The organism is Lysobacterales bacterium (assembly GCA_014946745.1).
Taxonomy (GTDB): Bacteria; Pseudomonadota; Gammaproteobacteria; order Xanthomonadales; family Xanthomonadaceae; genus Aquimonas.
The window spans coordinates 125,874-139,873 of the sequence record JADCRD010000001.1; the positions used below are offsets into that span (position 1 = coordinate 125,874).

Here is a 14,000-nt window from a genome sequence, read left to right on the forward strand (position 1 = left end):
CTCGACGTGACACGCCAGCGCCCCATGGGTTTGGGTGTCTGCGCGAGTAGGGAGTGGAGAAGAGTGAGGGGTGAGATTGGAACTGCATGCGCCGAAGGGGCGGTGCAAGGCGGGCATGGGCCTGACGCGTCTCGCTACTCTCTCACTTCTCACTTCTGTCTCTCACTTCTCGCCCTTCTTTGCTCGACGTGACACGCCAGCTCCCTCGCCAGCAGCCCCAGCAACACGCTGTCCTGTGCGCCTCCGCCGAGCCGGTAGCGCTCGCGCGCGTAGCCTTCGCGCTGGAAGCCCAGCGCTTCCAGCAGGCGCAGGCTGGCGGCGTTGTTCGGGTCCGCATCGGCTTCGACGCGCTCGATGCGGAGACCGTGGATCGCGTGATGCAGCGCCGTGCTCACCGCATCGTGCGCAAGGCCCTGACCCCAGTGCCCGGGATGCAGGGCGAAGCCGATCTCGCAGCGGGCGTGCTCGCGGGCGAAGGCGAACAGGGTGACGGTGCCGATCAAGCGGTCTTCGCCCTTCAGAGTGATGGCCCACTGCAGCAGCTGGCCGCTGGCTGCACCCGCGTGGATGTCGCGCAGATAGCTCTCGGCCTGATGGCGCGCATGCCAGGGCCCGTGGCTCCAGTAGCGGGTGACTTCGGCGCTGGAGAACAGCGCGTACAGGTCGGCGAGGTCGGTGCCGCGCGGGTGCCGTAGCACGATGCGTGTCCCTTCGAGTGTCGGCAGTGTGGCCATGGCGGGCTCCAAGCGTGAGCGCCGCAGGCTGCCGTGGGGCCCTGTCGCGGTCAATCGTCGCTAGCGTGATGGCGCCGGTGCCGCGTCCCTGTCGCCCGACGCGCCCGAGAACGAACCGCGCGTCGGCGACGACGGCTGCGGTATCGCCAGCGGCAGCGTCCATGCGCTGCCGCGGCGATCGAACGGGAGGGCCCGCCTTCGCCCGTTCGCAGCTCAGGTGGCGCCGGCACCGCCGCAGCTGCGCCGTACCACCAGGCGCGTATCGAGCTCGCGGCTGTGGCCGGGGCGGCCCTGGATCAGATCGATCAGGGTGGACACCAGCACTGCGCCAGCGCCGCGCGTGTCCTGCTGCACGGTCGTCAAGGCCGGCTGGGCCAGTCGCGCCATCGGGATGTCGTCGAAGCCGGCGACGGCAACGTCCTCAGGCACGCGCAGGCCGCGCTCGATCAGGGCCTGCATGGCGCCCAATGCGATCAGATCCGAGGCGGCGAAGATCGCGTCGAAGGGCTCGCCGCGCCGCAGCAGTTCGTGGGCGGCAGCGACGCCGTCGGCTTCGCTGGACAGGGCATCCACGCGCAGACGCTTGGGGCAGGGCAGCTTCGCGGCCTTGAGCGCGCGCTGGTAGCCGCGATGGCGGGCCTCGAACTCGGGGTAATGCGGCGAGGCATCACCCAGGAAGGCGATGCGCTGCCGACCCTGGGCGATCAGATGGCGGGTGGCCTGCTCGCCGCCGCTGGCGTTGTCACTGCCGATGGAGACGCCGGGCTGATCGGCCTGCACCGCGCCCCAGCGCACGAAATGGGTGCCCTGGGCGACCAGCTGATCAAGCTTCTGCCGGTAGGCCTCGTAGTCGCCGTAGCCCAGCAGGATCAGGCCGTCGGCCTTCTTGGCATCCTCGTAGTCGGCGTGCCAATCGCGCGACATCTGCTGGAAGCTCACCAGCAGATCGAAGCCGCGCGCGCCGCAGGCGCGAGTAATCGAGGCCAGCATGGCGTGGAAGAAGGGGTTGATCTGCGACTCGTCGCAGTTGGCGTCCTCGAACAGCAGCAGGGCCAGCGTGCCGGCGTGCTGAGTGCGCAGGTTCGAGGCGTTCTTGTCGACCTTGTAGTTCAGCTGCTGCGCGATCGCCTTGATGCGCCTGCGCGTCTCGGTGTTGACCAGCGGGCTGTCGCGCAGCGCGCGCGACACCGTGGGCTGGCTGACGCCCGCCATGTGGGCGATGTCGAACGAGGTGACCTTGCCTTTCACGTCAACCGGGACTGCTGCAGCGCGGGGGCGCTGAGTGTGGCGGCGCGGGCGGGGGATGGCATTGTGCTCTGCAGCATCGCCGGCTTCTGCCGGCGATGCTGCAGAGCAGGGATTGGGGATTGGGGATTGGCCGACGGTTGAATCGCATGGCAAGGCCTTGGACTCAGCTACGAAGCGCCGCATAGGTCTCGCGGGCGCACGTCGGCATGCGAATCCCGAATCCCCAATCCCGAATCCCAGCTTCTCAGCCCTTCGGCTTGAAGCTCTTCTTGAAGCCGCCGTCGCCGCGTGGGCCGCCTGGCTTGCGCTCGAAGCCAGCGCCGGCCGGGCGCGGCTTGCGCGGGCCGTCGAAGCCGCTGCGCTCGCGCGGGCCGCCGCGCTCGAACTTGGGCTTCACGAAGGCCTTGTCCTGCTCGGACGCGCGGCGGATGCGCAGACGCTGGCCCGACACCCAGACCTGCTGCAGGTGCTGCATCAGGTCTTCGGGCATGCCCTCGGGCAGGTCGATCAGGGCGTGGTCGCCGCGGATGTCGATGCGGCCGATGTGCTTGGACTCGATGCCCGCTTCGTTGGCGATGGCGCCGACCAGGTTGCCGGGCTTGACGCCGTGCATGTGGCCGACTTCGACGCGGAAGGTTTCGAAGGCGTAGTCGGCGGCGATCTCGCGCTGCGGGCGCGGCTCGCGCGGCGCGCGGTCATCCCGCTCCGTGCGTTCGCGCGGGGCGCGTTCCTCGCGCTCGAAGCGATCGCGCGGCGTGCGCTCCGGACGGTCGCCGCGTTCGCGGAACTCGCGCGCGGCGGGCATCGGCTTGTCCGGCGGCAGCAGCAGCGGGGTGTCGCCGCGATGCAGGCGGGCCAGCGCCGCGGCGATCTCGATCGCCGGGATGTTCTGCTCGCTCTCGATGCGCTCGATCACGCTGCGGTACTGCTCCAGCTGCGGATCGGCGAGTGCTTCCTGGATCTGCTGGCGGAAGCGGTTCAGGCGCTGCTCGTTGACGGTGTCGACCGAGGGCAGGTTCATCGCTTCGATCGGCTGACGCGTGGCCTTCTCGATGGTGCGCAGCAGATGACGCTCGCGCGGGGCGACGAACAGGATGGCTTCGCCGCTGCGGCCGGCACGACCGGTGCGGCCGATGCGGTGCACATAGCTTTCGGTGTCATAGGGGATGTCGTAGTTCAGCACGTGGCTGATGCGTTCGACGTCCAGCCCACGCGCAGCGACATCGGTGGCGACGATGATGTCGAGCTCGCCGTCCTTGAGTTTCTGCACGGTACGCTCGCGCACCGCTTGCGGCACGTCGCCGTTCAGCGCAGCGGCGGAGAAGCCGCGCGCAGCCAGCTTCTCGGCCAGCTCTTCGGTGGCCTGCTTGGTGCGGGCGAACACGATCATCGCCTCGAAGGTCTCGGCCTCCAGGATGCGGGTAAGCGCATCCAGCTTGTGCATGCCGGAGACCAACCAGAACCGCTGCCTGATGTTTTTTGCGGTAGTGGTCTTGGCCGCGATCGTCACCTCACGCGGATTGCGCAGGTGGGTCTGGGCGATGGCGCGGATGCGCGGCGGCATGGTCGCCGAGAACAGCGCGACCTGACGGCTGGCCGGGGTCTTCTGCAGGATGGCCTCGACGTCGTCGATGAAGCCCATGCGCAGCATTTCGTCGGCCTCGTCCAGCACCACCCACTTCAGCTGCGAGAGGTCCAGCGAGCCGCGCTCGAGATGATCGATGATGCGGCCGGGCGTGCCGACCACGACGTGGGCGCCGCGCTTCAGGCCGGTGAGCTGCGGCGCATAGCCCTGGCCGCCGTAGATCGGAAGCACGTGGAAACCCGGCATGTGCGAGGCGTAGCGCTGGAAGGCCTCGGCCACCTGGATGGCCAGCTCGCGGGTCGGCGCCAGCACGATCGCCTGCGGCGCTTTCTGGCTGATCTGCAGCTTGGACAGGATCGGCAGGGCGAAGGCGGCGGTCTTGCCGGTGCCCGTCTGCGCCTGACCCAGAACGTCCTGGCCGGACAGCAGGGTCGGGATGGTGGCGGCCTGGATCGGCGAGGGCGTCTCGTAGCCGACCGAGGTGATGGCTTCGAGCAGGGCGGGGGATAGGCCGAGATCGGCAAAACGCACAGCGGCCGCCGCAGGGGCGGCAGTGTTTTCAGAGGACATGTTTTCTTTGCTCCACAAGGGGCTTGGAATCACGCACCTTGCAGGCCGGAGAACAGCGCTCGATACGAGCCGCGCAGAGCACTGCGGGGCAGCTCCCATCCACCCGTCGCTTCATGCGATCGAGCCTGCGCGCGGCAGGAAAGGGATGGGGCGAGAGCGGAAACGACGGGGCCGAAAGGCGCACACGGGGTACAGCGGCGCGCAGTCTAGCAGGCGATCCGCGCGATCCGCCGCGCCTGCGGCTGCAAGGCCGGGCCTGCGGTTCAGGCTTGGGCGCCCGCACAGGCTGTTCGAGCCGGGTTCGCGCCCTGTTAGGCTGCCGCCACATCGCGCCGCTGCGATGCCTCGCATCCATCACCTGGGGAGTGCGCCATGCGCTGGGAACGCCTTCGCCGAAGCAGCCACGTCACCGACAGCCGCGGCCAGGGGCGCGGTGGCGGGCGCCTTCCCGGGGGCGGCAAGGGCTTGGGCCTGACCGGTATCGTGATCGTCGTGCTGCTGGCTTGGGCGATGGGCAAGAACCCGCTGGAGCTGCTGTCGCTGCTCGACGGCGGCCTCCCACAGACCTCCTCTGGCGAGAGCGCCGAGCAGCGCCTGCCTGATCCGCAGGACCCGGCCGTCGAATTCGTGCGCGCCGTGCTGGGCGATACCGAAGACGCGTGGGCCGAGCTGTTCGCCGCCGCAGGTTCGCGCTACGAGCCCGCGCGGCTGGAAGTCTTCGAGGGCGGCGTCACCACCGCCTGCGGCTTCGCCTCGTCCGCGGTGGGGCCCTTCTACTGTCCGGGCGACCGCAAGGTCTACATCGACCTGCAGTTCTTCCGCGAGCTGGAAACGCGCTTCCGCGCCGCGGGCGACTTCGCCCAGGCGTACGTGATTGCGCACGAGGTGGGTCATCACATCCAGACCCTGACCGGCGTGTCGGCGCGGGTGAACGCGGCGCGCCAGCGCGGTGAAGAGGTCAAGGGCGACGGCGGCCTGTTGGTGCGCCAGGAGCTGCAGGCCGATTGCTACGCCGGCATCTGGGCGCATTCGGCGCAGCGCCGCTTCGACATTCTGGAGCCCGGCGATCTGGAGGAGGCCCTGAATGCCGCCACGGCGATTGGCGATGACCGCCTGCAGCAGCAGGCGCAAGGGCGCGTGGTGCCCGATGCCTTCAGCCACGGCACCTCCGAGCAGCGCGTGCGCTGGTTCCGTCGCGGCTTCGAGCAGGGCAGCGTTGCCGCTTGCGACACCTTTGCCGTGGCGCGGCTGTAGCCGCGCATCGAACGTCCACCCACGGATCGCCATGACGCTGCGCTGTGGCGCAGGGCCGGTCCCGCGTCCGCTGGATCAAGCACTCACGCGCTCGATCCGCGGGCGCGCCCTCCATCGCGCTTGGCAACGCTGAAGTCTTCAGCCTTGCCTCGGCCCATGCCCCGGATGTCGCGCTTGTGCCCCAGGGTCGGCGGGCTGACTACGGTGGGTTCGGTCAAGTGGGTGGCGGCGGCCCTGCTCGTAGCCCGGTCGCTGCCGCGACCCGCGCCATGGACCCTGCGGGCGCATCAGGCTCCGGCCCTTCCCTGAGTCTGGCCCTGCTCCCGGGCTGTCACCGCGTCGGAATACCGGCGTTGTCATGGCGCTGACACGAACCAACGGCGGCCCGACCGTGTGTATCGCCGAGGCCGAGGGCGCGCCTTGAGCGCCTGAGCCCAAGGCTTCCCGCGGTGCACCGGGCGGCGGCCTCCGGAAAGCGATCTCTGGCACGGCCTATGCATTTCCTTCACGGAATGACACCGGGGGCAGCAGCTTCAGGTGTGCCCCGCAGGGGTTGACTGCAATTGATTTGGTGCGCACCGAATGTGCCCCGGGAGGTCCCCGTGTTGAACCTGAGCCTGTTGAGTCTGATCGGTGGCGGCGCGCGCGAGCGCGAGCGCGCCGAAGCTTTGGAGTCCCGCGTGTCCGCGCTGTCGAAGTCGCAGGCGGTGATCGAGTTCGATCCCGCCGGGCGTGTGCTGGACGCCAACGAGAACTTCCTCGCGGTGGTCGGGTACAGCCGGAACGCGGTCGTCGGCCAGCACCACCGGATGTTCATGGCGCAGGGCGAGGCGGGACGGCCCGAATACGCCGATTTCTGGGCGCGTCTGGGGCGCGGCGAGTTTGTCTCGGGGCGGTTCAGGCGCATCGGCAAGAACGGGCGCGAGGTCTGGCTGCAGGCCAGCTACAACCCGATTCTGGGTCCCGGCGGCAAGGTTGTCGGGGTGATGAAGTTCGCCTCCGATGTGACCGCTGAAGTTTTGGCTGCACGCGAAAGCGCAGAGCAGCTCGGAGCGCTCGATCGCGTGATGGCCGTGATCGAGTTCGACCTGGAGGGACGCATCCTTCGCGCCAACCCGAACTTCTGCAGCACCGTGGGCTACAGCGAGGCCGAGATCCTCGGCAAGCATCATTCGATGTTCGCTGAACCCGACTATGTGCGCAGCGAGGCCTATTGGCAGTTCTGGGCACGCCTGCGGCGCGGAGAGTTCGACCGGGGTCAGTACCGTCGGCTTGGCAAGGGAGCACGCGAGATCTGGATCGACGCGAGCTACAACCCGATCCTCGATACCGAGGGCAAGCCGTGGAAGGTGGTCAAATACGCCATCGACATTACCGCCCAGCGTCAGCGCGATGCCGACATCGACTGCCAGCTCAAGGCCATCAGCCGCGCACAGGCGACTATCGAGTTCGATCTCGAAGGCAACATCCAGAACGCCAACGACAACTTCTGCTCGGCCACCGGCTATCGGATCGACGAGATCCGCGGCTGCCATCACCGCATGTTCCTGCGCCCTGAGGACGCCGCAGCGCCCGAGTACCGGGCGCTGTGGGAAGCCCTGGCCCGAGGCGAAGCCCGCACCGGCCGCTTTCGTCGGATGCGCAAGGACGGCAGCGACCTGTGGATCCAGGCCAGCTACACGCCGATCCTGGACGCCAGCGGCCGCCCCTACAAGGTCATCAAGTTCGCTACCGACATCACGCACACGGTGCAGGCGCAGGGCAAGCTGAAGGTGCTTGCCGGCGAGATCTCCCAGGCGGCGGGCGAAATCTCGGCCGGCAATGCCGAGCTCTCGACCCGCACCGAGCAGCAGGCCGCTTCACTGGAGGAAACTGCGGCCTCCATGGAAGAGCTTTCGGTCACGGTGCGTCAGAACGCCGAGAGTGCCCAGCAGGCCAGCGCGCTGGCAGCAGATGCGGCCCGCGTCGCCGAGGGTGGCGGCACCGTGGTGGATCAGGTGGTCGGCAGCATGGGAGCGATCAACGCGCAGTCGCGCAAGGTCGCCGAGATCATCGGCGTGATCGACGGCATCGCCTTCCAGACCAACATCCTCGCCCTGAATGCCGCGGTGGAGGCGGCGCGCGCAGGCGAGCAGGGGCGTGGCTTCGCGGTGGTGGCGGGCGAGGTGCGTGCATTGGCGCAGCGCTCGGCACAGGCCGCCAAGGAGATCAAGCAGCTTATCTCGGAGACGGTCGGCGAGGTCAGCCGCGGCAGTGACCTGGTGGACAGCGCCGGTCGCACCATGCACGAGATCGTGGCTTCGGTACGTCAGGTGACGGCCCTGATGGCCGAGATCAGCGCCGCGACGCAGGAGCAGACGGCGGGCATCCAGCAGTCTGCGGCCGTGCTCACCCAGCTCGACCACGGCACCCAGCAGAACGCAGCGCTGGTGGAGGAGCTGGCCGCCAGCGCACGTTCGCTGGACGACCAGTCGCGCGAGCTGCTGCAGGTGATGGGCGGCTTGCTCGACTGAAGCCTCTTCAAGAATTGAAGGAGCGCGGGCCCATCCAAGCCCGAGCCCAACCCGGCGCGGTCACGCGCTGCCAGCATGTGGGCGCTGGCGCCTGAGTTCGTGCCGGCCCTTGATCCGCGAACCCTGGCCTGCAGTCCGGCGCCCCTCCCCCGCAAGCCTCGTGGCCGCCGTCTCGTTGCGCGATGGGGCGTGTCGAGGAGCGTCGAGCCCTTGACGAGACAGCGCTCCAAACACGGTGCCCGGCACGCGTGCGGCGACTTTCCAGCGCAGGCTCGACGCGCGGGGATCCTTACGCGTTGCTTTACTCTGCAAGCATCCAGCTGCCGTGAAGCCTGCTCGGCCGGATCCGTGATGCAGCCCTGAGTTCAAGTGCGGATCACACGCGCTGTTGCTATTGCGTGGGGCCGTCAGTCATTGGCACGGTCGATGCAGCAGTACCCGGCAACAGGCGCCCATGCGCAACGACGTCTGCCCGAGGCGGTGGGTCCGCACCGTTCGTCCCCGAAAGCGCGATGTGAGGTGGCTCGTGTTGGGATTGCAGACGTTCTCATTTGGAGCGGTGCAGAGCGTTCGGTCGCGTGCCGCCGAGCTGCAGGCGGAGGTCGAGGCCATACGGCGCTCGCAGGCGGTGATCGAGTTCTCGCCCGACGGGCGCGTGATCGATGCGAACGGGCTGTTCCTCAAGGCCACCGGCTACGCACTGGATGAAATCCGCGGGCAGCACCACCGGCTTTTCGTTTCTCCCGAGGACGCGGCTTCACCTTCCTATGCCGCGTTCTGGGGGCAGCTCGGCCGCGGTGAGTTTTCGGCGGGGCGCTATCGTCGGGTCGGCAAGGGTGGACGGCCCGTCTGGATCCAGGCGAGCTACAACCCGGTGCTCGACGAACGCGGCAAACCCTGCAAGGTCATCAAGTTCGCCGCCGACATCACCGAGCAGGTCCAGCGAGACAACTACCTGCGCGGTCAGAGCGAGGCCTTGAGCCGCGTCATGGCGGTGATCGAGTTCGATCTTGATGGCACGATTCTGTCGGCGAACCCGAACTTTCTCTCGACCATGGGCTACAGCCTGCAGGAGATTCAGGGACGCCACCATTCGATGTTCGCGGAAGCCGGCTATGCGCGCAGCGACGAGTACCGGGAATTCTGGGCCCGGCTGCGGCGCGGCGAGTTCGAGCAGGGCCAGTACCTTCGCCTCGCCAAGGGCGGCCGCGAAGTCTGGATCGAGGCGAGCTACAACCCGATTCTCGATGCCGACGGCAAGGCCTGCCGGGTCGTGAAGTACGCCACCGACATCACCGATCGCAAGCGCATCGACCTTGACTTCGGCAACCAGCTGCGCGCCATCGATCGCGCGCTCGCGGTGATCGAGTTCGATCTCGATGGCACGATCCGCGATGCCAACGCCAACTTTCTCGGTGCCACCGGTTACGCGCTGGACGAGGTCCGCGGAAAACACCATCGGATCTTTGTTCATCCCGACGAACAGCGCAGCCCCGAATACGGCGCGTTCTGGGAGAGGTTGGCCCGCGGCGAGCCGGACCAGGGGCGCTATCGCCGGGTCGACAGGAGCGGTCGGGATCTTTGGCTGCAGGCCAGCTACAGCCCGATCCTTGGCGCCGATGGCAAACCGTACAAGGTGGTGAAGTACGCCATGGACATCACCGCCTTCCTGCAGGCGGTGATGGGCGAGGTCCACGAGCTCGCCGGGCAGATCGCCGAAGCCACGCGTGAGATCGCCACGGGGAACGGAGATCTGGCCGCTCGCACGGAGCAGCAGGCGGCGGCGCTTGAGGAAACCGCCGCGACCATGGAGGAGATGGCCGCCACCGTGAAGCAGAACGCGGAGGCCGCCGCGCAGGCGGCAGACCTGGTGCACGAATCCTCGCGCGTGGCGGTGGCGGGCGGCGTCGCGGTGGATCGCGTGGTCGGCACCATGCACGCGATTCGCAGCCAATCCAAGAAAGTCGAAGACATCATTGGCGTGATCGACGGCATCGCCTTCCAGACCAACATCCTTGCGCTCAATGCGGCCGTCGAAGCGGCCCGCGCGGGCGAGCAGGGCCGTGGCTTCGCAGTGGTGGCGGGCGAGGTGCGCGCCTTGGCGCAGCGCTCCGCCACCGCCGCCAAGGAGATCAAGCAGCTGATCTCCGAAACCGTGTCCGAAGTCGTCAAGGGGGACGGGCTGGTCGAAGAGGCCGGGCGAACGATCCGCGGCACGGTCGACTCGGTGGCGCGCGTCGCGACGCTCATGTCGGAGATCAGCACCGCAACCGCAGAGCAGGCGACCGGTGTCCAGCAGGTGGCGGCCGTGGTGGCGCAGCTGGACCAGGCGACTCAGCACAACGCTGCCCTGGTCGAGGAAGTCGCGACGGAAGCCAAGGCGCTGGATCAGGATTGCGATGCGCTGTATGCGCTGGTCTCACGCTACGTGGCGAAGCGGCGCGCCTAGGAGCCTATCGGGCTTGGGTGGTCGAGGCGAAAGTGCGGCTGCGTGAGGACAGGTGTTCGGCGATTCGCAGGCCCACAGCAGCGCTATGGGTCAAGAATCGGCGGAAAGTGGACCGCGCAGACGGATGTGCAGCCCGGCCATCCAAAGTCCGACAGGCTCCTGGGATCGGGCCGCGCGGGACTGCGGATCGGGGGGCGTGCTCCGGCATAATCCCGAGCTGACCCAATGCAGGCCCGGGAGCCGCCATGTCCATCCTCCGTCTCGCTGACCTCGATCTCGCCGGCAAGCGTGTGCTGATCCGCGAGGACCTGAACGTGCCGATCAAGGACGGCCGCATCACCGCCGAGCAGCGCATCGTCGCCGCGCTGCCGACGCTGAAGCTGGCGCTGCAGAAGGGCGCAGCTGTGATGGTGACCTCGCACCTGGGGCGTCCGGTGGAAGGCGAGTGGAGCGAGGCCGATTCGCTGGCGCCGGTGGCTGCGCGCCTGGCCGAGCACCTGGGCCGCCCGGTTCCGCTCGTACGCGACTGGGTCGACGGCGGCTTCAGCGTGGCGCCGGGCGAGATCGTGCTGCTCGAGAACTGCCGCATGAACCGCGGCGAGGGCAAGGACGACGAGGCCCTGTCGAGAAAGTACGCGGCGCTGTGCGACATCTATTGCATGGATGCCTTCGGCACCGCGCACCGCGCGCAGGCGTCGACGCATGGCGCCATCCGCTTCGCCAAGATCGCCTGCGGCGGCCCGCTGCTGATGGCCGAGCTGGATGCACTGGCCAAGGCCCTGGAACACCCGGCGCGGCCGCTGCTGGCCATCGTTGCCGGCTCCAAGGTCAGCACCAAGCTGGAGCTGCTGGGTAGCTTGGTCGGCAAGGTCGATCAGCTGATTGTCGGCGGTGGCATCGCCAACACCTTTCTGGCGGCCCAGGGCCTGGCCGTGGGCAAGAGCCTGTGCGAGGCCGAACTGCTGGACACGGCGCGCCAGATCATGGCGGATGCCAAGGCCCGCGGTGCGCAGATCCCTCTGCCGGTGGATGTGGTGGTGGCTCCGGCCTTTGCCGCCGATGCGCCGGCCACCATCAAGGACGTCGACCGCGTGGGCCCGGAGGACATGATCCTCGACATCGGCCCCGCCACGGCGAAGCAGTACGCCGAGATCATCGCCAAGGCGGGCAGCGTGATCTGGAACGGCCCGGTCGGCGTGTTCGAGTTCGACGCTTTCGGTGCGGGCACGCGCGCCGTCGCCGAGGCGATCCGCGATTCATCCGCGTTCTCGATCGCCGGCGGTGGCGACACCCTGGCCGCGGTGGAGAAGTACGGCGTTGAATCGGGCATCAGCTACATCTCGACCGGCGGCGGCGCCTTTCTGGAGTTCTGCGAGGGCAAGGAGCTGCCGGCCGTGGCTGCGCTCAAGGCCCGCGCTTCGGCGTGAGCGCGCTGATGTCCCGCGACGTGCTGAACATCGCCGCCTACCACTTCGCCGACATCGCGGAGCCGGCCGGTCTGCGTGACGCTCTACGCGCCTGCTGCGAGGCGGCGCAGGTCAAGGGCAGCGTGCTGGTGGCGCCCGAAGGCTTGAACCTGTTCCTGGCCGGGGCCGAAAACGCTGTCGATACGGTGCTCGCTTTCGTTCGCACCCAGCCCGGCTTCGCTGCGCTCAAGGTCAAGCGCAGCTGGAGTGCGCACGTGCCCTTCGCGCGGCTCAAGGTGAAGCTCAAGAAGGAGATCATCGCCTTCGGCCACGATGCGTGCGTGCCGCGGGCGCGGCGCGCGCCGACGGTGTCGCCGGCGACGCTGTGTGAGTGGATCGCCCGCGGCTCCGACGATCAGGGCCGTCGCCTCGTGCTGGTCGACACCCGCAACCGGGAGGAGCTGGCCTACGGCCACTTCGAGAACGCCGTACAGCTGCCGATCGACAACTTCACCGACCTCACCGCGGCGCTTGGACCCCTGAAGCCCGAGCTGGCCGATGCCACGGTGGTGAGCTACTGCACCGGCGGCATCCGCTGCGAGAAAGCCGCGCTGTGGATGCAGGACGCCGGCTTCGACAACGTCTTTCAGCTTGAGGGCGGCATTCTCGAGTACTTCGAGCGGGTGGGCGGCGAGGGCTGGCGTGGCGAATGCTTCGTCTTCGATGCGCGCGTGGCCCTGAAGCCCGACCTGTCTCCGCGGATCGATGCAGCGGTGCCCGAGCCCGTCGATCCCCTGGCCGCGCGGCAGCGTGCAGCGTGAGCCTGGCTGCGGCCGCAGACGCATGAAGGCGACCGCCACCGTCGGCATCATCGGCAGCGCCGGGGCCTACGGCCGCTGGCTCGCGCAGTTTTTCGAGACCCGCATGGGCTGCCCAGTGCTGGGCTGCGATCCGGCCGATCCCGTGTCCTGCGCCCTGGCCGAGCTGGTGGCGCGCAGCGAAGTCATCGTGTTCTCAGCGCCGATTGCGGAAACGCCGCGTCTGATCGCAGAAGCCGTGAGCTTGGCGGGCGAGCGGGCCGCAGAGCAGCTGTGGATCGACGTCACCTCGATCAAGGCTGTGCCGGTGGCCGCCATGCTGGTCTCATCTGCCGAGGTGCTGGGCCTGCACCCGATGACCGCGCCGCCGAAAGCGCCCAGCTTGCGCGGCCGCGTGCTGGTCAGCTGCGAGGCGCGGATCGAGAGTTGGCGCGGCTTTGTCGATGCGCTGTATGCCGCGCTGGAAGCCGAGCGCGTTGAGTGCGACCCGCAGCGGCACGACCGCGCGATGGCGGTGGTGCAGGCGCTGGTGCATGCCGGGCATCTGGCGCAGGCGGGGGTGTTGGCAAAGCTCGCGGCGGAACTCGGTGGCCCGGCTGCGCTGTTCCCTCTGCGCTCCGCCTCGTTCGAGCTTGATCTTGCGATGGCCGACCGCATCCTCGCCGGCAATCCGGCGATCTATGCGGGTATCCAGTTCGACAACCCTGCCGTGCTGCCGGTGCTCGACAGTCTGGCCGCCCGCGTGATTCGCCTTCGAGACCTTGTCCGCGTCGGCGACCGCGAGGCTTTCGAGCGCGAGTTCATTGAGGCCCCGCGCGCCGCTTTCGGTGCCGATGAGATCGCGCGCGGCAATCATGGCTTCGAGCAGGTCGGCTACCTGCTGGCCGACCTCGCCCACGCCGGCGCGCTCAGCGTGCACCTGCCGGAAGACCGTCCCGGCTCGCTGCGCGCGCTGCTGGAGGTGTTCGAGCGGAGCGCTGTGAACCTTGCCTCGATCCACTCCTCGCGCACGCCGACCGGGCAGGTTCACTTTCGTTTCTCGTTCTCTGAGCCGCCGGCCGGCTCGGCGCTGCGCGGCCTGATCGAGGCCATCGAGGCCGGCGGCATCGGACGCGTGCTGGATCACGCGTCCTTGGATCACCCGTGATTCGGCCGTGCCGGCGGCGCCGATGTGTGCGACCTTCGCGCGCGTCAAGGCCATCGCGACTGCGCTTCGATTCGCCGGGCTTGTGACTCAGCCTGGCCAAGACATGCGTAGGCCGCTGGCTAGGGCTGCGGACCGGTCCGATGCCGCCGCGAGCTCGCTATGGCCGAGACCCGCCGGTAGCCCGTCGTCGTTGTTTGATTCGCCAAGTGCTCCACACCAACGCCCCCTTTCGGAGCTCCGATGCCCCCTACGACCTCGCCCCTACGGCCCCGCGCC

The 14,000-nt window shown here is 68.5% G+C and carries 9 protein-coding genes; 6 read left to right on the forward strand and 3 right to left on the reverse strand.

What is annotated here, in order from left to right:
- Positions 1-149: 149 nt before the first annotated feature.
- The 3 genes from H4O13_00510 to H4O13_00520 all read right to left on the reverse strand — a co-directional run bounded on the left by H4O13_00510 (position 150) and on the right by H4O13_00520 (position 4,137).
- Complete coding sequence (locus tag H4O13_00510) at positions 150-734, reverse strand: GNAT family N-acetyltransferase (protein ID MBE5313866.1); 585 nt, start codon at positions 732-734, stop codon at positions 150-152.
- Positions 735-947: 213 nt separating this feature from the next.
- A complete protein-coding gene (locus H4O13_00515) occupies positions 948-1,946 on the reverse strand; it encodes a LacI family DNA-binding transcriptional regulator (protein ID MBE5313867.1) in 999 nt (332 codons plus the stop codon).
- Positions 1,947-2,226: 280 nt separating this feature from the next.
- The gene (locus H4O13_00520) at positions 2,227-4,137 is read right to left on the reverse strand and encodes a DEAD/DEAH box helicase (GenBank protein ID MBE5313868.1); all 1,911 of its coding nucleotides are present in this window, start codon (positions 4,135-4,137) and stop codon (positions 2,227-2,229) included.
- 372 nt (positions 4,138-4,509) lie between these two features.
- Here H4O13_00520 and H4O13_00525 point away from each other — a divergent pair, with 372 nt between their 5' ends.
- From H4O13_00525 to H4O13_00550, 6 genes are all read left to right on the forward strand, one after another.
- Positions 4,510-5,391, forward strand: coding sequence for a neutral zinc metallopeptidase (locus H4O13_00525; protein MBE5313869.1), 882 nt, complete (start codon positions 4,510-4,512; stop codon positions 5,389-5,391).
- 602 nt (positions 5,392-5,993) lie between these two features.
- Positions 5,994-7,904: a PAS domain S-box protein gene (locus H4O13_00530; GenBank protein ID MBE5313870.1), complete on the forward strand. Its 1,911-nt coding sequence runs from the start codon at positions 5,994-5,996 to the stop codon at positions 7,902-7,904.
- 559 nt (positions 7,905-8,463) lie between these two features.
- Complete coding sequence (locus H4O13_00535; protein ID MBE5313871.1) at positions 8,464-10,353, forward strand: PAS domain S-box protein; 1,890 nt, start codon at positions 8,464-8,466, stop codon at positions 10,351-10,353.
- A gap of 245 nt (positions 10,354-10,598) precedes the next feature.
- Positions 10,599-11,780 (forward strand): phosphoglycerate kinase, encoded by a 1,182-nt coding sequence (locus H4O13_00540; protein MBE5313872.1) that lies wholly within the window; start codon positions 10,599-10,601, stop codon positions 11,778-11,780.
- An 8-nt stretch (positions 11,781-11,788) separates the two neighbouring features.
- Positions 11,789-12,580, forward strand: coding sequence for a sulfurtransferase (locus H4O13_00545; protein MBE5313873.1), 792 nt, complete (start codon positions 11,789-11,791; stop codon positions 12,578-12,580).
- Positions 12,581-12,602: 22 nt separating this feature from the next.
- The gene (locus H4O13_00550) at positions 12,603-13,724 is read left to right on the forward strand and encodes a prephenate dehydrogenase (GenBank protein MBE5313874.1); all 1,122 of its coding nucleotides are present in this window, start codon (positions 12,603-12,605) and stop codon (positions 13,722-13,724) included.
- The last annotated feature ends 276 nt before the right edge of the window (positions 13,725-14,000 follow it).

Excerpts from the sequence above, each read along its gene's own strand:
- H4O13_00540 (MBE5313872.1), top strand. The coding sequence starts at position 10,599 with ATGTCCATCCTCCGTCTCGCTGACCTCGATCTCGCCGGCAAGCGTGTG.
- H4O13_00545 (MBE5313873.1), top strand. The coding sequence starts at position 11,789 with ATGTCCCGCGACGTGCTGAACATCGCCGCCTACCACTTCGCCGACATC.
- H4O13_00515 (MBE5313867.1), bottom strand. The coding sequence starts at position 1,946 with ATGGCGGGCGTCAGCCAGCCCACGGTGTCGCGCGCGCTGCGCGACAGC.
- H4O13_00525 (MBE5313869.1), top strand. The coding sequence starts at position 4,510 with ATGCGCTGGGAACGCCTTCGCCGAAGCAGCCACGTCACCGACAGCCGC.
- H4O13_00510 (MBE5313866.1), bottom strand. The coding sequence starts at position 734 with ATGGCCACACTGCCGACACTCGAAGGGACACGCATCGTGCTACGGCAC.
- H4O13_00520 (MBE5313868.1), bottom strand. The coding sequence starts at position 4,137 with ATGTCCTCTGAAAACACTGCCGCCCCTGCGGCGGCCGCTGTGCGTTTT.
- H4O13_00550 (MBE5313874.1), top strand. The coding sequence starts at position 12,603 with ATGAAGGCGACCGCCACCGTCGGCATCATCGGCAGCGCCGGGGCCTAC.